This is a genomic window from Blastococcus sp. SYSU DS0541 (assembly GCF_054050875.1).
Window position 1 is genome coordinate 37,740 of record NZ_JBJHAD010000021.1, and the last position, 19,157, is coordinate 56,896.

Genomic DNA, 19,157 nt, shown 5'->3' on the forward strand with positions numbered 1-19,157 from the left:
CATCACATCACGGCGCCGCGCGCAGAGGTCTGGCGACTTCTATCGTGCCGCGATACGTTCGGCCTCGTCCCGGGCGGGCTCCGCCCGGGCGTCGGCGAGGAGGACCTCGTGCGCGGACAGCCCGGCGGACCGGCGCGGGAGCGGCCATGAGCACCCGCCCGGGCTCCCCGCTGGTCGTCGTCCGGGTCACCGCCACCTCCGAGGACGCCGTCGACTGGGCGGCGGCCGAGGCCTCGATCCGCGGCCTGCCGCTGCGGCTGGTGCACCCGGTGAGCAGCACGGCCGAGGCGCTGGAGGCCGCGGCGTCCCGGGCCCGCGCGGTCGACGGTGGCCTCGCGGTCGAGAGCTCCCGGGTCAGCGGGCCGGCCCGCCGCGCGTTGCTGCGGGAGAGCCGCACGGCAGCCCTGCTGGTGCTCGGCGCCCCTGCTCGCGCGACGCTGACCCGGGTGCTGACCGCGCATGCGCCCCTGCGGCTCGCGGCCGCCGCCGCGTGCCCGGTCACGGTGGTCCGCGCCCTTCCTCGTGCCACCGATCCGCGGTCGGCACCTCGCGTGGTGGTCGGGATCGACGGCACGCGGTCCTCCGGGGCGGCCCTCGGCTTCGCCGTCCGGGCGGCCCGCCGACGGGGCCTCCCCCTCGTCGTCCTGCACGCGTGGACCGCCGACGCCCCCGCGGACCTCGAGGGGGTGTGCGCCTCCCGCGTCGTCACCGAGGCCGGCGCCGTCGGGCTGGTGGACCGGACGATCGCACCGTGGCGGGAGGAGTTCCCCGACGTCCCCGTGACCGCGGACGTCTGCTGCGGGGACGCCGCCGCCGCGCTCGTCGCGGCGTCCGACGGCGCCGCGCTCGTCGTCCTGGGGACCCCGGGCCGACGACGGCTGGCCGGGAACCTCCGGCCGGTGGGGCTGCGGGTGCTGGCCGGGGTCGCCGGCCCGGTCGTCGTCGTCGGCCACGAGGGACGTGGGACGCAGCCGAGCCGGCGGGGACTGCGCAGCGTCGCGGGCCGCTGACCGGCATCCTGCTGCCATGGCCGACGACCCTGCTCCCGGGGGCGGCTGGGCGCCGACCTGCGCACCGAGGTGGTCGCCTTCTGGCGACCGTGACCACCGGCCCCCCTCGCACCCCGGGCGGGGGCGAGACGAGGATGGGGCCGTGAGCGATCAGCAGCCGGTGCAGATGCGGGTGTCCCTGGCCCAGGTCGACACGCGGGTCGGCGACCTCGCGGGCAACAGCGACCTGGTGGTGCGCTGGGCGGCGGAGGCCGCCGGGTCCGGCGCCCACCTCGTCGTCTTCCCCGAGATGACGCTGACCGGCTACCCGCCGGAGGACCTGGTGCTGCGGGAGTCGTTCGCCCGCGCCAGCGAGCAGGCGCTGGTCGACCTCGCCGCCCGGCTGGCGGCCGACGGGCTCGGGGACCTCGCCGTCGTCGTCGGGTACCTGGCGCACACCGAGGGCAGCGGCCCCGCCCCGGTCGACGAGCCACCGACCGACGACCACCGGCCCAGCGACGCCAACCCCCGCCGGGGCGCGCCGCGCAACGCCGCAGCCCTGCTGCACGGCGGCGAGGTCGTCGTCCGCTACTACAAGCGCCACCTGCCCAACTACGGGGTCTTCGACGAGGCGCGGTACTTCGTGCCCGGCACCGAGCTGCCGGTGGTGCGGCTGCACGGGGTCGACGTCGCGCTCACCGTCTGCGAGGACCTCTGGGTCGAGGGCGGACCGTGCGGGGTCGCCGGGCAGGCCGGGGTCGACCTGGTGGTCTCGCCCAACGCCTCTCCCTACGAGCGGGCCAAGGACGACCTGCGGCTGCCGCTGGTGCGCCGCCGGGCCGCCGAGGCGCGGGCCGCGATCCTGTACTGCAACCAGGTCGGCGGGCAGGACGAGCTCGTGTTCGACGGCGACTCGATGGCCGTCTCCCCCACCGGCGAGCTGCTGGCCCGCGCGCCGCAGTTCGTCGAGCACCTGCTCACCGTCGACCTCGCGCTGGACCCCGCCGCGGTGCCGCAGCGGCGCGAGGGCCGGATCGGGCCGATGACCGTCACCCGGCACGTGCTGTCGGAGGCCCCGGTGCCGGCGTACGAGGCGCGGCCGGCGACCGTGGCCGAGCCGCTCGGCGACTGCGAGGAGGTCTGGCGGGCCCTGGTCCTCGGCCTGCGGGACTTCATCGACAAGAACGGCATGCCGTCGGTCGTCCTGGGCCTCTCCGGGGGCATCGACTCCGCGGTCTGCGCGGCCCTCGCCGTCGACGCCCTCGGCGCCGACCGGGTGCACGGGGTCGGGCTGCCGTCGAAGTGGTCCAGCGAGCACTCGCTGGCCGACGCCGAGGACCTCGCCCGCCGCACCGGCCTGCACTACTCGGTCGTGCCGATCGCGCCGATGGTCGACGCGTTCGAGGCCTCGGTGGAGCTCTCCGGCGTGGCGGCGGAGAACCTGCAGGCGCGGGTGCGCGGCACGCTGCTCATGGCGCTGTCCAACCAGCACGGGCACCTGCTGCTGACGACGGGCAACAAGAGCGAGGTCGCCGTCGGCTACTCCACGCTCTACGGCGACTCCGCCGGCGGCTTCGCCCCCATCAAGGACGTGCCCAAGACGCTGGTGTGGGAGCTGGCCCGCTGGCGCAACGCGCACGCCGCCGGGCGCGGCGAGACCGAGCCGATCCCATGGAACTCCATCGACAAGCCGCCGTCGGCCGAGCTCGCGCCCGGGCAGGTCGACAGCGACTCGCTGCCCTCCTACGAGGAGCTGGACGCGGTGATCGCCGACTACGTCGACCGCGACCTCGGCATGGCCCAGCTGCTCGAGCGCGGCCACGACCCGGAGGTGGTGGCGCGGGTCCTCCGACTGGTGGACAGCGCCGAGTTCAAGCGCCGCCAGTCGGCGCCCGGCACCAAGATCAGCCTCAAGGCGTTCGGTCGCGACCGGCGGCTGCCCGTCACCAACCGGTGGCGGGAGACCGTGCCCACCGTGCGAGAAGGAGCACAGGCATGAGCGAGTCGGTCCTGTACGGCGGGCAGTCGACGGCGCGGGTGCGCATCCACCACCTGCAGCAGGCCAAGGAGCGCGGCGAGAAGTGGGCGATGCTCACCGCCTACGACACGTACAGCGCGGCCATCTTCGAGGAGGCCGGCATCCCGGTGATGCTGGTCGGCGACTCGTCCGGCAACGTCGTCCTCGGGCACACCAGCACCGTGCCGGTGACCGTCGAGGACATCCTGCTGATGACCAAGGCGGTCACCCGCTCCACCAAGCGGGCGCTCATCGTGGCCGACCTGCCCTTCGGGTCCTACGAGTCGGGGCCGCAGCAGGCCTTCGAGACCGCCGTCCGCATGATGAAGGAGGGCGGCGCCCAGGCGGTCAAGCTCGAGGGCGGGCTGCGGGTGGGGCCGCAGATCAGGCTGCTCCACGACGCCGGCATCCCGGTCATGGCGCACGTCGGCTTCACGCCGCAGAGCGAGCACGCGCTCGGCGGGTTCCGGGTGCAGGGCCGGGGTGCCGGGGCCGAGCAGCTGCTGGCCGACGCGCACGCCGTGCAGGAGGCCGGCGCCTTCGCCGTCGTCCTGGAGATGGTGCCGGCCGCCGTCGCCGCGCAGGTGACCAAGGAGCTCTCCATCCCGACGATCGGCATCGGCGCCGGCGTGGACTGCGACGCGCAGGTGCTGGTGTGGCCGGACATGGCGGGGCTCAACGGCGGCCGGGTGCCGAAGTTCGTGAAGAAGTACGCGGACCTGCGAGGCGAGCTGCTGCGGGCGGCGAGGGAGTACGCCGACGACGTCCGCGGAGGGGTCTTCCCGGGGCCGGAGCACTCGTTCGACTGAGGGCGTACCGGAGCGCCAGCAACCCGTAGCCGAGCCCGTTGAGGCCGAGCGCGGTGGCGTAGGTGCCGGCCTGCGTGCCGGTCGCGTCGACGTCCAGGCCCAGCGGGTCGAAGACGTAGTGCCCCAGGAAGCCGCCCTCGTATCCCGGTGCGCCGGCCCGCTCGCGCAGCCACAGCTCGAGGTCGGTGAGCGGGCAGTCGGCGCCGGCCAGGTTGACGACGAGGATCACCAGTGCGACGGGGGCGTGCAGCAGCACGAGCCGGGGCCACCGGAGGGCGAGCAGGGCGCCGACCAGCATGAACAGGACGGCGGCGGCGTGCACGAGCGCCACCGCGTTCGCGAGCAGCACTCCTCCACTGTGCCACCCGGGGCGGAGCTCGGGCGCCGGTCAGCCGGCGAGCTGGGCCAGCAGCACCGCCGGCGCCTCGGCCAGCGAGGGGCCGTACCAGGTGAGGTGCCGCCCGCTGACGAACACCGGCCGGGCCTGCGGCCACGCCTCCGGGCCGTCCTCGGGCGTGAACGCGTAGGGCTCGTCGGGGAGCACGACGAGCTCCGCCGGCACCGTCGCGGGCTCGTCCGGGCGGAGCTTCGGGTACCGGTCGGCGTGCTCCGCGAGCACGTTGCGGACGCCGAGCCGGGCCAGCACGTCGCCGGCGAAGGTGTCACGGCCCAGCACCATCCAGGGACGACGCCAGATCGGGACGACCGCCGGCACGTCCGGCAGCCGCGCCGGCGCGGTCCACGCCGCCCGCGCCGCGGCCAGCCAGCCGGGGTCGGGGCGGTCCAGCACGGCGCAGAGCCGGGTCAGCGAGTCCAGCGCCTGGTCGACGGTGGCCGGCGCCGTGACCCACACCGGCACGCCCGCAGACCGGAGCGCCGCGACGTCGGGGTCCCGGTTCTCCTCGGCATTGGCGACCACCAGGTCCGGCGCCAGGTCGAGCACCCGGCCCACGTCCGGCCACTTGGTGCCGCCGACCCGCGGGACGTCGAGCCCTGCCGGGTGGCTGCACCAGTCGGTCGCCCCGACCAGCAGGCCGACGTCGGTGGCGGCGATCGCCTCGGTCAACGACGGCACCAGCGAGACCACCCGCCGCGGCGGCGGCCCCGCGTAGAGCCGCCGCTGGTCGTCCCACATGCCGCCGCCGGTGAGGTGCCGGAGCGGCCCCCTGCAGGGCCCCGCCGCGCGCGTGCGAGCGGTGGGGGGCAGGGGGTCCTTCATCAGACGTCGGTGATCCGGACGCCCGCGTGCACCTTGTACCGGCGGTTGACCGACACGAGGTTGATGGTCAGCGCCTCGACCTGGCGGGCGTTGCGGAGCCGCCCGGCGTAGATGCCGCGCATCCCCGGCAGCCGCCCCGCGAGGGCCTGCACCGTGTCCATCGCCGCCCGGTCGTCCCCGACGACCATCACGTCGCCGTCGATGGTCGGCTGGGAGAGGTCCTCGAGGAGCTTGGCCGACAGGTGGTGGAAGGCGCCGACGACGTGCGAGTCGGGCAGCAGCGCGGCGGCCTGCTGGGCGGCGCTGCCCTCCTCGACGTCGAGCACGTACGCGCCGAGCTCGTCGAAGCCCATGGGCACGACGCAGTCGACGACGATCTTGCCGGCCAGCGGGGTGGCGAGGTCGCGGAGCGTGTCGCCGTGCCCCGCGAAGGGGACGGCGACGATGACCAGGTCCGCCGCGCCCGCGACGTCGACGTTCGAGCCGCCGGTGACCGACACCTCGACGCCGCCGGCCACCGTCGCGGCGCGCTCGGCGACCTCGGCGGCCACCTCGGCGGCGCGCTCGGCGTCGCGGGAGCCCAGCAGCACCCGCTGCCCCTGGGCGGCCAGCCGCACGGCCAGCCCGCGCCCCTGCGGACCGGTGCCGCCCAGCACACCCACGACCAGTTCCTCGACCGCGCGACCGTCCGTCACGTCCACCCCTCCCGCGGCGCCGGACAGCCCGGCTGCTCGGACCGATCATGCCCCGCCCGGTCAGGACGGCGGGGGGTCGCCCCGCCACTCGCGGTCCTCGGCGTCCAGCTCCTCGTTGCGCTCGGCGATGGAGGCCAGCGCGTGCTCGGCCTCCTCGCGGGTCTCGTACGGGCCGAGCCGGTGCCGCTCGGCGCAGCCCTCGCGCGGCTCGACGGTGTGGTGCCTGAGGCAGAAGAACCAGGGCCCCTCGCTCATGCGCGACCTCCTTCGCTCGTCGGACGTCCCCAGCCTTCCACCGGTCGCGCGGGCCCGCTCGGACGGCGGTGGCGCCGGCGCGACGCCTCCGACCTCACCCGGAAGGGCGCCGGAGGGTGACGGTGAGGGAACGGGGGGTGTCGGAACGCCGGTCCGTGCGGCATCCTGCACCGGTGACCGGCCGGGACGTGCGCGCCTCTGACCAGGCCACCGTCACCCCGGAGCCGGCGACCCCGCACGGTTCCGAGCACCGCGTCGCCGCCCTGACCGTCGCCGTGCTGCTGGCCACCGGCGCCGTCATGGGATCGATCAACCTCGTCGTGGACGGCGTGCTGCGGGAGGGCGCCGCCCGGTGGGCCTACGCCGGCACCATGCTCCTGCTGCTGACCCTCGCCGTCGCGCTGGGCATCCGCGGCCGGCTGGGGCCCGGGTACACCCTCGCCCTGGTGCTGCTCGGCGACCTGATCTACCTCGTGGTGGTGCTCTGCATCGAGGACCCGCTGCGCTACGCCACGCCGCTCATGCTGCTCTTCCCCGCGCTCGCGGCCGCCTGGTTCCTGGAGGCGCGGGCGCTCACCGTGCACATGGCGGTGACGACCGCCGTCTGCCTGGCCGCCCTCTGGCCGAGCTACGACGGCGCCATGGCACTCGGCGTCCAGGTGGGGGTCAACGCCTGCACGCTGAACGGCGCGGCGACATCGGTCTTCCTGCTGCGCCGGCGGGTGCAGCGTCTCCTGGCGGCGACCGAGACGCTGACCCGGATCGACCCCCTCACCGGGTTGCACAACCGCCGCTACCTCGTCGAGCAGGCCGAGCGGCTCTGGCGGCAGGCGCGGCGGGACGGCACCCGGGTGTGCGCCATGGTGCTCGACCTCGACCACTTCAAGCGGCTCAACGACGAGTTCGGGCACGCGGTCGGCGACGCCGTCCTCAGCGCCGTGGCGACCTCGCTCGCGGCCGCCGTCCGCCCCGCCGACGTGCTGGCGCGCATCGGTGGCGAGGAACTGGTGGTGGTGGGCTCGGTGAGCGACGCGACCGAGGCCGGCCGGCTGGCCGAGCGGCTGCGGTCGGCGGTCGCCCGGGGCCACGGCGCCGGTGGGCACGGCGTCACCGCCTCCGTGGGTCTTGCCGTCACCCGGCCGCTCGACGGCGAGGACGCGGTGGCGGCGCTGTGGCGGCTGGTCGACGAGGCCGACGCCGCCATGTACCGGGCCAAGCGCGAGGGCCGGGACCGGGTGGCCACCGCGGGCGTCCCCCGCGCCCGCAGCCCGCGCGCCGAGGAGACCAGCACCTAGCCGCCCGGGTGCGTTCCTCGACCGGTGGATTCCGCGGTTCTCTGCTTCCCTAGGGGCATGCCGCAGGCCGCGCCCGCCCCGACGCGCACGCTGCCGCCGCCGCTGCGCGAGCAGGCCGACGTCCGCGACCGGTGGCTGACCCAGCGGCTGCTCGACGTCCTGCCGGGGCTGATGGACCAGGCGGGCATCGACCTGTGGATCGTGGCCGGCCGCGAGTACAACGAGGACCCGGTGCTCGCCACGCTGCTCCCGGCGTCCTGGCTCTCCGCCCGGCGGCGCACGATCCTGCTGCTGCACCGCAGCGACGACGGCGTGACCCCCGCGGCGGTCTCCCGCTACCCGGTCGGCCAGTTCCTCCCCGCCTGGACCGCCGAGACCCGCGAGCCCGCCGGGCGCGACCAGTGGGCGGAGGTCCGCCGCTTCGTGGAGCAGGCCGATCCGCGACGGATCGGCATCGACGTCTCCGAGCACTTCGCCCTCGCCGACGGTCTCTCCCACTCCGAGCACCGGCTGCTCAGCGAGGCGCTGGGCCCGTACGCCGACCGGCTGGTCTCCGCGGAGCGGCTGGCGGTGAGCTGGCTGGAGACCCGCCTGCCCGAGGAGATCGAGGCGCTGCGCGGGATGAACCGCCTGGTGCACCAGGTGATCGCCGAGGCCTTCTCACCCGCCGTCGTGCGGGCGGGCGAGACGACCGCCCTGGACCTGGCCTGGTGGCTGCGGCAGCGCTTCCACGACCTCGGGGTGGAGCCGTGGTTCCAGCCCTCGGTGCTGCTGCAGCGCGCCGGGGTGCCGCTCGCGGAGGACGAGGGCACGCTGCTGCCCGCCGTCCCCCGCGACGCGGCGGTGCTGCCCGGCGACCTGGTGCACTGCGACGTCGGGCTGAGCTGCCTGGGCCTGCGCACCGACACCCAGCGCAACGCCTACGTCCTGCGGCCGGGCGAGACCGACGCTCCCGCCGGGCTGCGCGCCGCGCTGCGGGCGGCCAACCGGCTGCAGGAGCTCACCGCGGCCGCGCTCCTGCCGGGCCGCACCGGCAACGAGGTGCTGGCCGCCGCCCGCGCCGCCGCGGCGGACGAGGGCATCGACGGCGACGTCTACTCCCACCCCATCGGCTACCACGGGCACGGCGCCGGCCCGGCCATCGGCCAGTGGGACCAGCAGCACGGCGTGCCGGGGGCCGGGGACTACCCGGTGCGCCCCGACACGGCCTACGCGCTCGAGCTCGCGGTGCGCCGGCCGGTGCCGGAGTGGGGCGGCCAGTGCGTCCGGCTGGGGCTCGAGGAAGGCGTGGCCCTCACCGCCGACGGCGTCGAGTACCTCGACGGGCGGCAGACCGCGTTCGTCCTGATCGGCTGACACCCCGCCGCCCCCGCGGACGGGAGCGGCGAGAGCCGGGCGGTCATTTCTGGCGCGACTTCGCCGTCCGCTTGTCATTGGCCTTCTGGATGGCGTCGACGAGCTGCTTCTTCTTCATCTTCGACCGGCCGGAGATGTCGAGCTTCTTCGCCAGGTCGTACAGGTGGCTCTTCGAGGCGTTGGCGTCCACGCCCCCCTTGGTCTTCCGGTCGGTGTCGCGACCACCGGCGGCCTGGGCGTCGGAGGGTCCCTTCTTGCCGCCCTCCTTCTTCTGCCAGCGGTCCCCGACCTTCTCGAACGAGTGCTTGACCGCGGCCCACGCCGTCCGGGCGGCCCGCTCCTCGTCGTCGTACTCGTCCACCGCGGAGTCGTAGGCCTTGGCGTAGGTGCGCTGTGCCTTCTTCGGCGAGCGCTGCAGGGTGCTCGGCAGCTCGGACTGCTTGGCGTCGCCCTTCTTCGTCGTCTTCGGCATCGCTCTCTCCTCTCGTGTCCGCCAGGCCCTACCCCGGGCGCCGCGGACGATCACATCCGTCGAGCCGTCACGAGCCGCTCACCAGCGGATCCGCGAACCGGCCCGTCAAGCGGGCTCGGCGAGCTCCACGCGGCCCTCCTGCGCCGGTAGGTTCCGCCCGTGGACGAGAGCACCTTCTGGACGCTGGTCGAGGACACCCGCGCGGAGGCCGCCGAGACGGCGCGTGGCTCGGTGGTCGCCGAGCACGTCGCCACCCTCACGGCCGCCCTCGAGGAGCTCTCCGACGACGACGTCCTCGGCTTCTACCGCCAGCTGATGACCGCCCGCGCCCGGGCGAACCGCTGGGACCTGTGGGCCGCCGCGTACCTGGCGCTCGGCGGCGCGAGCGACGACGCCTTCCTCGACTTCCGGAACTGGCTGATCAGCCTGGGGCGGGACGCCTACGAGCGGGTGCTCGCCGACCCGGACGCCGTGGCCGACCTCGAGTGGGACGAGGACGAGGACGACTTCGGCTGCGCCGAGGAGTGGGCCTACGCCCCGCTGGAGGTGCTGGACGACCGCGGCTTCGCCGAGGAGGACCTGGACCCGGGCCCCGACGAGGTCGACGACCAGTTCGGCAAGCCCGCGGGCGAACCGTTCCCGGAGGACGACGACGAGTGGTTCGCCGCCCGGTTCCCCCGGCTCTGGGCGGCCTACGGCCAGGTCTAGCCGGGGTCTAGCCGTCCAGGTACCGCGTCCAGTGCGCCCGCTCGGCGTCGGTCATCGCCCGGCTGGCGTTGGCCGCGAAGTCGAACACCACCAGGACGCAGTCCGCACGGATCGCGACCCGGCCGTCCTGCTCCAGCTCCTGCCGGAGGGTGAAGGACTTCGTGCCCAACCGGGTCACCCAGCTCCGCACGCAGAGCTCCTCGCCGACGCGGTAGTAGAGCTGGCGCAGGTAGTCGACCTCGAGGCGGGCGAGGATCAGCCCGCCACCGGTGTGGTCGCCGCCCAGCGCCAGCCGCGCGTCCTCGAGGAGGCTCAGCGCACGGGCGTGGTTGACGTGGCCCAGCATGTCGGGGTCCGACCAGCGCAGCCGGACCGGGTGCTCGTGCCGCACGTCAGGGCAGGTCCGCGGTCTCGGCGGACTGCCGGTGCGCCCCCTGCGCATCGTCCGGGTCGGGGTGGACCGTCCGCTCCTCCGACTCGGCGAGGATGACCTCGGCCGCGACCTCCTCCATGCCGCTGCCCCGCAACGCCTCCTCCTCCGGCAGCAGCTGCGACCGCGTCCCGACGTTGTCCTCGGTGACGTTGTCCAGTGCCTCCGGGCTCGGCTTCTTCTGCGTGGTCACGTCAGAACCGCTGCTGCTCGGTGCCGATCCCCAGGGCGCGGGCGACCTCCTGGACGTTCTCGAACCGCTGCCCGGCGGGCAGCCGCCGCAGGTCCGACAGCACCCGGTCGGTGGGGTTGCCTTCCTGCGCCTTGGCGATCAACTGGTCGCGGTCGGCGGGCCACACCTCCTTGCCGAGGGCCTCGGCGAGCGCGGCACGGTGCTCGATGTCGCGCTGGTCGGTGCCGGGCGCGGTGGCGGCCTGGTGGGGGTCGGTCACGGGGATCTCCTTCGTCGTGGCGGTGGAATGTCGGGGTGCCGGGGTCAGTTGCCGGCGTCGGTGGAGGCGTCGGTGTAGCGCAGGATCGCGGCCACCGGCTCGTCGTCGGGCAGCGCCGCCCGCGGGACGGCGAGCACGCCGGCGGCGCTGGCCACCGCGGCCTCGACCAGGGCGGCGCCGGCCGGTGCGACCTCGCCGTGCACGCCCAGGGCGTCCATGTCCTGCTGCTTGACACCGAGCTCCAGCGGGCCGCCGCCGACCAGCAGGGTGGCGTCGGCGTCCTGCTCGTCGGTGAGGAGGAGGGTCTCGACCTGGCCCTTGCGCAGCGCCTCGACGACCGCGTCGGTACCGGTGACGGCCAGCCCGTGGGCGCCCGCGGCCTGCACCTTGTCGACGGCGTCGGCGATGTCGCGGGCCTCGTGCTCGGCGATCAGCTCGGCGGCGCGGCGCTGGACGGGCTCGCGGTCGGCGCCGGCGGCGCGACCCCCCTCGTCCATGGACACGACGAGGTCCGACCACGCCGCATGCGCCTTGTCGCTCAGGATCTGGCGGGCGCGCACGTCACCGGCGAGCAGGATGAACCGGATCGGCAGTCGCCGGACGAACGAGTCGATCTCGTCGGCGACCCGGCCGGCGTTCTCCTCCCACTGGTTCTCGGCGGTGTGCATGTAGGTGTTGTGCGCCCAGCCGCCGACCTTCACCTTGCGCATGTGGAAGGTGTCACCCTCCACCTGCCGCTCCTCGTCCGGCCGGCCGGAGAGCCCGGCGACGGTGAGATCGGCGCCCACCCGGTCGGCGACGACGACGATGTGCGGCACGCGGCCGGCGAGCTGGCGCAGCACCGGGAGCAGATCGGGGTGCGCCGACCACTGGGCGGTCTCCCGGGCGGGGCTGTCGGCCAGCACCTCGTCGAGCACGACGGACCCGTCCGACGCGACGACGACGGCGCGCCCCTTAAGCGTGCCGGCCTGGCCGCCCTCGTTGCCCTCGAGCAGCCGGGCGCGCACGGCCTCGGTCACCACCTCGGGGGCGCCCTGCTCGGTCAGCTGCTCGGTCAGCGCCCGCACGCGCAGGTCCAGCTCGGTGTCGGCGTTCTCGGTCGTGTGCGTGACGTCGGCGCAGACCGTGGCGTAGGGACCAGCGGCGGCGAACACCGGCTCCAGGAAGGACACGTCCATGTCGGGGGGACAACTCCTCGGTCGATCGGGGGTGTTCGGTGGGCGGGGCCGGCTCTCGGAGCCGCGGCTCCCGCCGTCGCCGCCTACCCACCGACCGGCCCCTCACACCCGGTGTCGATTTCGGAGGGCGGGGGTAGGCGGTCCCGCGACACGGAACCGCAGAGAGGACGAGGCATGACCGAGCACGACCAGCTGCCCCTGCCCGACTACGACCACCTGCCCGTGGAGGGCCTGGCCTCGCGGATCCGGACGCTGGACGCCCAGGGTCTGGAGACCCTGCTCGAGTACGAACGCGCCCACGCCGACCGCGTCCAGGTGGTCACGATCATGGAGAACCGCCTGCAGTCGCTCCGCGAGGGCGCCCAGCCCTCCGGCGGTGACCCGGCCGCGCCGGCCGCCGACGACCCGTCGCACGCCGCGGGGGGCTCGAAGGTCTCCGAGGCGACGACCGGCCCGGCCATGAACCCGCCGTCGCAGGGCGACCCGACCAACCCCGCTCAGCCCCGCTCCACCGGCTGACCCTCGACCTGTCCGGGGGGGGGGGGGGGGGGGGGGGGGGGGGGGGGGGGGGGGGGGGGGGGGCGCCGCCGGCCGCCCCCCCCCCCCCCCCCCTCACACCCCCCCACCCCCCCCCCCCCCCCCCGCCCGACAGCGTCCCCCCCCCCCCCCCGCCCCCCCCCGCCCCCCCCCCCCCCCCCCCCCCCCCCCCCCCGCCCCCCCCCCCCCCCCCCCCCCCCCCCCCCCCCCCGTCCGGGGTGCTGCGTCAGGCGGCGGGCGTGATGCGACCCTCGCCGCCGACGGGGTAGTCGGCAGCGCTCACGACGCCGCCGAGGTCCTCGACCAGGTAGGTCTCGAGGGCCTCCTGGTAGGTCACCGGCAGGACGGTGAACCCCACCCCGTCGAAGGGGTAAGCGTCGCCGCCGCGGAGGAGGAAGTCGATCGTGGCGACGGAGATGGTCTCCAGCGCGCCGGTCGGCGCGCCGTCCTCCACCAGGACCGTGCCGTCGTCCAGGACCAGGTCGACGACCCGGGACCCGACCGGCTGGGTCACGTCGTAGGTGACCCGGTAGCCGGCGGCCTGGGCGAACTGGCCGGCCGCCCCGGGCAGGCCCGACAGGCCGCGCTCGACGCCGGCGACGAACGTCTCGACCGGCATGGCCGGGGCGACGCCGACGAAGTTGGAGAACGGCAGGATCGAGTAGGTGTCCAGCGCGGTGACGTCGCCGGCCGGGATCACCGCGTTGTTGCGGATGCCGCCGCCGTTCTGCAGCGCCACGACCGGTGCGGTCACCCCGAGGGCGGCCGCCTCCCGCTGGCCGGCGGCCAGCAGGGCGTCGGTGGCGAGGTTGCCGAGGTTGGTCTCCTGGCTCCGGACGTCGTCGCGGACGCCGTTGAGGTCGACCGCCGAGGTGGCCACGACCTGCTCGGCGAGGTCCGCGACGTACTCCTGCACCGGCTGGACGACCCGCCGGTTCACCGCCTGGTTCGGCGCGACGGCGTCGGGACCCTGGGCCGCGACCGGGATGGCGCGCGAGACGTCGTCGTGCACCGTCAGGAGCTCACCGGCCGCGTCGAAGGACACGACGAGGCGGCCCACGTAGCTGTAGAGCGCCGCCGTCGTGACGACGGGGACGACCTCGCCGTCGGCGTCGGTCGGGGTCAGCGGGTAGGAGCCGTAGACGTCCGTCTCGTCGGGCACCCGCGGGTCGCCCTCGTCGGTGAGCAGCTCGTGCCCGCCGCCGCCGATGATGACGTCGACGCCGCTGAGCTCGGCGGCGAGGGCCACCTCGTTGTCGATGTCCTGCAGGTGCGAGACCAGCACCACCTTGTCGACGCCTGCGGCCGCGAACGCCGCGGCCTGGGTGTTGGCGATCCCGGCGAGGTCGGGGTCGACCGCCACGTCGCGGGAGCTGGTGAGCCGGGCGAGGTCGGGCGTCGTGAGCCCGATGAAGCCGATCTTCTCCCCGCGCTCCTGGACGACGTGGGAGGTCACGATGGTGCCGTCGGCCACGCGGGCCAGCAGGGCCGGCTCCTCCTCGAAGCCGAGGTTGCTCGACACGATCGTCGTCTGCGGGCGGATGTCGCCGATCCACTCGGCGAAGAAGTCCGGGCCGAGGTCGAAGTCGTGGTTGCCCGGGATCGACACGTCGAAGCGGGCGGCGTTGAACACGGTGGCGTCGTAGACGGGGCGCCCGGAGTCCTCGCTGGCGGCCAGCTGGGGGCCGGGGAGGAAGTTGTCGCCGGCCGAGACCGTGACGACGCCGCGCTTCTTGGCCATGTCCGCGGTCCGCGGGCCGGTCAGGGCGAGGATCTGCTGCTGGCGGATGAGCTCGACGAAGCGGTCGGCCCCGCCGTAGGTGCCGCCGTCCTCGGTGGTGATCGGCAGCAGCGCGGACTCGAGGTCGTTGGCGTGCAGCAGCGTGAGGGTGAAGTCGGGGCGGGGTTCCTGGGCGGGCGCGGCGACGGCGGTCCCCGTCAGGGTGCCGCCGGCCAGGCTGGCCGCGGCCACGGTGGCCACGACGGTGCCGCGGCGGAAGTGCTTCAGAGACATGACGCTCCGGGGTTGGTGGGGGGAGCTTGCCGGGGGAGCGTCACACCGAAGCGTGAACACGGAGTAGCCATCCCGGGAAACTGTGACAAGGAACACAGTCTGCGCGGCGTGTCACTCAGATGTCACCTTCCGTAGTCGCGGGTGTCACTCGGTCGGCTTACGGTCACGGCGTCTCACCCTCCGTCCGGAAGGACCCCCGTGCTCGTACGCATCGGCAGTCCGCGCGTCCTCGCGCGCCGTACCGCCCTCGGCACCCTCGCCGCCTCCGTGGCGGTGGTGGGCCTGCCCGCCTTCGGCCAGGCGGCGCCGTCGACCACCCCGTTCATCTCCGAGCTCCACTACGACAACGCCGGCACCGACACCGGCGAGTTCGTCGAGGTGCACCTGCCCGCCGGCACCACGTCCGCGGGGCTGTCCCTCGTCCTCTACAACGGCAGCAACGGCGCCTCCTACGGGACCGTCGGCCTCGGGGACGTGACCGCCCCCGCTGACGCCCCCGCCGTCGTGGCCGTCGATGCCCCGGGCCTGCAGAACGGGGCACCGGACGGCGTCGCGCTGGTCCGCGGCGACGAGGTGCTCGAGTTCTTGTCCTACGAGGGGACCCTCACGGCCACCAGCGGCCCGGCTGCCGGTCTGACCAGCACCGGGATCGGCGTGAGCGAGGCCGGGAACGAGCCCGCCGGGCAGTCGCTGTCCCGCGCCTACGACCCCGTCTCTGACGCCCTCGTCTGGTCCGGCCCGGCGTCGAGCACCAAGGGCGAGGTGAACCCGGCGCCCGATCCGGTCGAGCCGCCGCCGCCCGCCGTCGACGTCTGCGAGACCCCGGTGACGCACGAGATCGGCGCCGTCCAGGGCGAGGGTGCGGAGACCCCGCTGGCCGGGCAGCAGGTGACGGTCCGCGGCACCGTCGTCGGCGACGTCGAAGGCCTCTCCGGCTTCTACCTGCAGGACCCGGACGGCGACGGGGACGCCGCCACGTCCGACGGCATCTTCGTGTTCAGCGGCGTCGCGGTCGACCTCGGCGACACCGTCGCCGTCACCGGCGCAGCCCAGGAGTTCGGCGGCCAGACGCAGATCTCCTCGCGCACCGACGTCCAGGTCTGCGCCGCGGGCGAGCTGCCCGAGCCCGCCGTGCTCGAGCTGCCGGCCGGCGACGAGGCCCGCGAGCGGCTCGAGGGCATGCTCGTCGCCCCCGCCGACACCCTGACCGTCAGCGAGGTCTTCGACCTCACCAGCTTCGGCGAGCTCACCCTCTCCGAGGGCGGCCTGCTGGTGCAGCCGACCGAGCTCGCCCGGCCCGGCACCGCCGAGGCCGAGGCGGTCGCGGCGGAGAACGCGCTGCGCCGGGTCGTGCTCGACGACGGCGTGAGCGCGCGGGTCAGCGTCAGCACCCGCCCGTACCTGTCGCCGGAGACCCCGGTCCGCGTCGGTGACGAGCTCTCGTTCACCGAGCCGCTCGTCCTCGGCTACGGCTTCAACCAGTGGCGGCTGCAGCCGGCCGACGGCACCGCCGAAGGGGTCTTCGCGCCGCAGAACACCCGGCCGGCCGCACCCGAGGAGGTCGGCGGGGACGTGCAGGTCGCCGCGTTCAACGTGCTCAACTACTTCCTGACCTTCGACCAGTCCGTCGGCCGGGGCGCGGAGTCCCCGGCGGAGCTCGAGAACCAGGCCGGGAAGATCGTGCCGGCCATCGAGGCGCTCGGCGCCGACGTGGTGACGCTGATGGAGATCGAGGACACCGACGCCAGCGGCTACAGCCCCGGCGACGCGGACACGGCGCTGGCCGACCTCGTGAGCCGGCTGAACGAGGCCGCCGGCTACGACAAGTGGGACTTCGTCCCGCTGCCGGAGGAGCTCTACGGCGTCGACCGCGACGTCATCCGCAACGCGATCATCCACCAGGACGACGTGGTGCTCCCGGTCGGCGACCCGGCCGGCCTGGTCGACGAGGAGGTCTGGGACAACGCCCGCGAGCCGATCGCCCAGACGTTCGTGAAGGACGGCGACGCGTTCACCGTCGTGGCCAACCACTTCAAGTCCAAGAGCCCGGGCCGGCCGACCGGCGACAACGTGGACACCGGTGACGGCCAGGGCGCGTGGAACGGCGACCGCGTCCGGCAGGCGGCGTCGCTCGCGGAGTTCGCCGCGGAGCTGCGGGAGTCCACCGGCGACCAGGACGTGCTGCTGATGGGCGACCTCAACGCCTACACGCAGGAGGACCCGATCCAGCTCCTCGAGGACGCCGGCTGGACCGACCTCGGCCTGCGTTTCGACGAGGGCTCCTACAGCTACGTGTTCGACGACATGTCCGGCTCGCTGGACCACGCGCTGGCCACGGCGGAGCTGACGGCGAAGGTCACCGACGTCACGCACTGGAACATCAACGCCGTCGAGTCCTTCGCCTACCAGTACTCCGGCGACCCGGCGCTGTACGCGCCCAGCCCGTACCGCTCCAGCGACCACGACCCGCTGGTGCTCGGCATCGACCTGGAGGAGCGCTGCCAGGGCCTGCTGCCGACCATCCGGGGGACCGACGGCAGCGACGTGCTCAGCGGCACGAACGGCCGGGACGTGATCATGGGTCTCGGTGGGGACGACGAGATCCGCGGTGGCAACGGTGACGATGTCGTCTGCGGTGGCGCCGGCGACGACCGGATCGCCGGTGAGAACGGCGACGACGTCCTCTCCGGCGGCTTCGGCGACGACCGGCCGGACGGCGGGAACGGCAGCGACGTGCTCATCGGCGGGCCGGGCACCGACCGGCTCGACCAGGGCCGCGGGCAGGGCACCGCAGAGCAGGAGGGTGCGGAGTCCTGATCCGCTCCCGCCCCTGACGCGCGCCGGCGCGGGCCTCTCTCCACGAGGGCCCGCGCCGGTGCCGTGTCAGCCCTTCCGGACCCCCTCGGCCAGGGTGCGGGCCACCGTCTGCAGCAGCGGGTGACCCGGCAGGTCCTCGACCGCCACGGGCAGCGGCAGGGACCAGTTGGGCCGGTCGTCCGCCCCGGGCATGTTCGGCCGGCGCTGCTCGCCGACCGCGTCGTCCAGCGTCGCCGACAGCAGCAGCGACGGCGCCGTGGCCAGCAGGGCGTGCGCCTGCTCGACCGCCTGCTCGACCGTGGCGTCGTCGGAGAGCCCCGGCAGGTGCGCCAGCAGCGAGCTGCGACCGCGCTCGAGCTCCTCGTCGGTGCCGGTGCCGTGCTCGCGCTGCTCGTCGACGTCGGCCTCGGTCCACAGTCCCGCCACCGTCGGCAGGTCGTGCGTGGTGATCGCCGCCATCGCCTCCGCCGGCCACGCCGCGGGCTCCTCGTCCTCGAACCAGAGCAGCCGGTAGGAGAGCACGCCGTGCTCGGCCATGGCCTCGCGGACGCCGTCCTCGACCGTGCCCAGGTCCTCGCCGACGACGAGCGCCTGCGCGCGGTGGCTCTCCAGCGCGACGATGTTCAGCAGGTCCTCGGCCGGATAGCGGACGTAGGCACCGTCGGCGGCGCTGCCGCCGGCGGGGACCCACCACAGCCGGAAGAGCCCCATGACGTGGTCGATCCGCAAGCCCCCCGCGCCGGCCATCGTGGCCCGGATGGACTGGACGAAGGGCTCGTAGTCGGCGTCGCGCAGCCGCCACGGGATGAGCGGCGGGGAGCCCCAGTCCTGCCCGGCGGAGTTGAACGCGTCCGGTGGCGCGCCGACGCTGACGCCGTCGGCCAGCACCTCCTGCCACGTCCAGGCGTCGGCGCCGCCGCCGGCGAAGCCGATCGGCAGGTCCTGGATCACGGTCATGCCGGCGGCGGCCGAGGTCAGCTGCAGCTCCAGCGCCCACTGCAGCCAGGCGTGGAACCCGACCACGGCCCCGTGCCGCTCGGCGTAGGCGGCGACGGCGGGGGAGTCGGGGCGGCGCAGCTCCTGCGGCCAGGTGTGCCAGTCGGCCCCGTGCTCCTCGGTGATCGCCGCCCAGGTGGCCCAGTCCTGCAGCGTCCGGCCCTGCTCCTCCCGCCAGCGGGTGAACGCCTCGCCGCCGCCGTGGGCGAAGAAGATCCGCATGAGCACCTCGCGCTTGCGGGCCCAGACGGCGTCGCGGTCGATGAGCGGGCCCTCGGACAGCGCCCGCCCGGCGTCGGCCTCGAGGTCGACGCCGTCGGCGCCGGGGACCTCGTCGACCCGCAGGTAGAGCGGGTTGCGGAAGCGGCGGGTGGCCGGCAGGTAGGGGCTCGCCTCCTGCGTGGCGAGGGGGGCGACTGCGTGCAGGGGGTTGATCAGCAGGAACCCGGCCCCCTGCTCGGCCGCCATCTGCCGCAGCGTCCGCAGGTCGCCCAGGTCGCCGATGCCCCAGCTCTCCCGACCGCGGGTGGCGTACAGCTGCACCGCCCACCCCCAGGCCCGCTCCTCGGGCAGCCAGCACCGCCCCGGGGAGACGATCAGCCGCCGGCGGGGCCCCTCGGGGGACTGCAGCCAGTGGTAGCCGAGCGGGAAGTCCGGGGGCAGCTCGCCGTCGACGTGCCGCACCTCGCCGTCCTCGCAGACGACGTCGGCCTCGTCCACCTCCAGGGCGTCGCCGGGGCGGGCGACGATGGGCGCCCGGTCCTCCAGGTCGGCCGGCGGCTCACCGATGACGGCGCGCAGCGTCTCGATCGTCTCCCGGGCTACCCGGTGCTCCTCGTCCAGCGCGTCCAGCCAGCTGGCATCGATGCCCCATCCGTCGGTCGTCGGCTTCGTCGTCACCCCGCGATCCTCGCCGGG

At 74.9% G+C, this 19,157-nt stretch carries 18 protein-coding genes and 1 pseudogene; 8 read left to right on the forward strand and 11 right to left on the reverse strand.

Going from position 1 to position 19,157, the window contains the following annotated elements; all coding sequences use genetic code 11:
* Positions 1-146 precede the first annotated feature (146 nt).
* The 3 genes from ACI794_RS18630 to panB all read left to right on the forward strand — a co-directional run bounded on the left by ACI794_RS18630 (position 147) and on the right by panB (position 3,815).
* Entirely contained in the window at positions 147-1,010 is an 864-nt protein-coding gene (locus tag ACI794_RS18630) for a universal stress protein (RefSeq protein ID WP_456603491.1), read from the forward strand.
* Between the two features lie 142 nt (positions 1,011-1,152).
* Positions 1,153-2,988 (forward strand): NAD+ synthase, encoded by a 1,836-nt coding sequence (locus tag ACI794_RS18635; protein WP_456603490.1) that lies wholly within the window; start codon positions 1,153-1,155, stop codon positions 2,986-2,988.
* A complete protein-coding gene (gene panB / locus ACI794_RS18640) occupies positions 2,985-3,815 on the forward strand; it encodes a 3-methyl-2-oxobutanoate hydroxymethyltransferase (protein ID WP_456603489.1) in 831 nt (276 codons plus the stop codon). Before ACI794_RS18635 ends, panB begins: the two co-directional genes overlap by 4 nt.
* Positions 3,816-3,906: 91 nt before the next feature.
* On the opposite strand, the pseudogene ACI794_RS18645 reads toward panB, so the two are convergent.
* The 4 genes and pseudogenes from ACI794_RS18645 to ACI794_RS18660 all read right to left on the reverse strand — a co-directional run.
* Positions 3,907-4,164 (reverse strand): annotated as a pseudogene (locus ACI794_RS18645) (DUF2784 domain-containing protein); the annotation flags it as partial.
* Between the two features lie 39 nt (positions 4,165-4,203).
* The gene (locus ACI794_RS18650) at positions 4,204-4,950 is read right to left on the reverse strand and encodes a helical backbone metal receptor (protein WP_456603488.1); all 747 of its coding nucleotides are present in this window, start codon (positions 4,948-4,950) and stop codon (positions 4,204-4,206) included.
* 83 nt (positions 4,951-5,033) lie between these two features.
* On the reverse strand, positions 5,034-5,729 hold the full coding sequence (gene npdG, locus ACI794_RS18655; protein ID WP_456603487.1) for an NADPH-dependent F420 reductase: 696 nt from the start codon (positions 5,727-5,729) through the stop codon (positions 5,034-5,036).
* 60 nt (positions 5,730-5,789) lie between these two features.
* Positions 5,790-5,984, reverse strand: a complete 195-nt coding sequence (locus ACI794_RS18660) for a hypothetical protein (protein WP_456581872.1) — start codon at positions 5,982-5,984, stop codon at positions 5,790-5,792.
* 173 nt (positions 5,985-6,157) lie between these two features.
* On the opposite strand from ACI794_RS18660, the gene ACI794_RS18665 reads away from it, so the two are divergent.
* Both ACI794_RS18665 and ACI794_RS18670 read left to right on the forward strand, forming a co-directional pair.
* The gene (locus tag ACI794_RS18665) at positions 6,158-7,279 is read left to right on the forward strand and encodes a diguanylate cyclase (protein ID WP_456603486.1); all 1,122 of its coding nucleotides are present in this window, start codon (positions 6,158-6,160) and stop codon (positions 7,277-7,279) included.
* A 57-nt stretch (positions 7,280-7,336) separates the two neighbouring features.
* Complete coding sequence (locus ACI794_RS18670; protein WP_456603485.1) at positions 7,337-8,635, forward strand: M24 family metallopeptidase; 1,299 nt, start codon at positions 7,337-7,339, stop codon at positions 8,633-8,635.
* 43 nt (positions 8,636-8,678) lie between these two features.
* Here ACI794_RS18670 and ACI794_RS18675 read toward each other — a convergent pair whose 3' ends face one another.
* Positions 8,679-9,107: a ChaB family protein gene (locus ACI794_RS18675; protein ID WP_456581875.1), complete on the reverse strand. Its 429-nt coding sequence runs from the start codon at positions 9,105-9,107 to the stop codon at positions 8,679-8,681.
* A gap of 159 nt (positions 9,108-9,266) precedes the next feature.
* Between ACI794_RS18675 and ACI794_RS18680 the strand changes: the two genes are divergently transcribed.
* Entirely contained in the window at positions 9,267-9,815 is a 549-nt protein-coding gene (locus ACI794_RS18680) for a DUF4240 domain-containing protein (RefSeq protein ID WP_456581876.1), read from the forward strand.
* Positions 9,816-9,822: 7 nt separating this feature from the next.
* Here the strand turns inward: ACI794_RS18680 and ACI794_RS18685 are convergent, their stop codons facing one another.
* Genes ACI794_RS18685 through ACI794_RS18700 form a run of 4 tightly spaced genes read right to left on the reverse strand, consistent with a single transcriptional unit; the run spans position 9,823 to position 11,875 of the window.
* Positions 9,823-10,206 (reverse strand): acyl-CoA thioesterase, encoded by a 384-nt coding sequence (locus ACI794_RS18685; protein ID WP_456603484.1) that lies wholly within the window; start codon positions 10,204-10,206, stop codon positions 9,823-9,825.
* Position 10,207: 1 nt separating this feature from the next.
* A complete protein-coding gene (locus tag ACI794_RS18690) occupies positions 10,208-10,438 on the reverse strand; it encodes a hypothetical protein (protein ID WP_456581878.1) in 231 nt (76 codons plus the stop codon).
* 1 nt (position 10,439) lies between these two features.
* The gene (locus ACI794_RS18695) at positions 10,440-10,697 is read right to left on the reverse strand and encodes a DUF2795 domain-containing protein (protein ID WP_456581879.1); all 258 of its coding nucleotides are present in this window, start codon (positions 10,695-10,697) and stop codon (positions 10,440-10,442) included.
* Positions 10,698-10,741: 44 nt separating this feature from the next.
* Positions 10,742-11,875 (reverse strand): baeRF2 domain-containing protein, encoded by a 1,134-nt coding sequence (locus ACI794_RS18700; protein WP_456603483.1) that lies wholly within the window; start codon positions 11,873-11,875, stop codon positions 10,742-10,744.
* A 174-nt stretch (positions 11,876-12,049) separates the two neighbouring features.
* Here ACI794_RS18700 and ACI794_RS18705 point away from each other — a divergent pair, with 174 nt between their 5' ends.
* Positions 12,050-12,394 carry a hypothetical protein gene (locus ACI794_RS18705; protein WP_236825644.1) on the forward strand — a complete coding sequence of 115 codons (345 nt, stop codon included), beginning with the start codon at positions 12,050-12,052 and terminating at the stop codon, positions 12,392-12,394.
* Between the two features lie 244 nt (positions 12,395-12,638).
* Here ACI794_RS18705 and ACI794_RS18710 read toward each other — a convergent pair whose 3' ends face one another.
* Positions 12,639-14,426: a bifunctional metallophosphatase/5'-nucleotidase gene (locus ACI794_RS18710; protein ID WP_456617092.1), complete on the reverse strand. Its 1,788-nt coding sequence runs from the start codon at positions 14,424-14,426 to the stop codon at positions 12,639-12,641.
* Between the two features lie 198 nt (positions 14,427-14,624).
* On the opposite strand from ACI794_RS18710, the gene ACI794_RS18715 reads away from it, so the two are divergent.
* Complete coding sequence (locus ACI794_RS18715) at positions 14,625-17,243, forward strand: ExeM/NucH family extracellular endonuclease (RefSeq protein ID WP_456617093.1); 2,619 nt, start codon at positions 14,625-14,627, stop codon at positions 17,241-17,243.
* A 66-nt stretch (positions 17,244-17,309) separates the two neighbouring features.
* On the opposite strand, the gene malQ is transcribed toward ACI794_RS18715, so the two are convergent.
* A complete protein-coding gene (malQ, locus tag ACI794_RS18720; protein WP_456583080.1) occupies positions 17,310-19,139 on the reverse strand; it encodes a 4-alpha-glucanotransferase in 1,830 nt (609 codons plus the stop codon).
* Between the last annotated feature and the right edge of the window lie 18 nt (positions 19,140-19,157).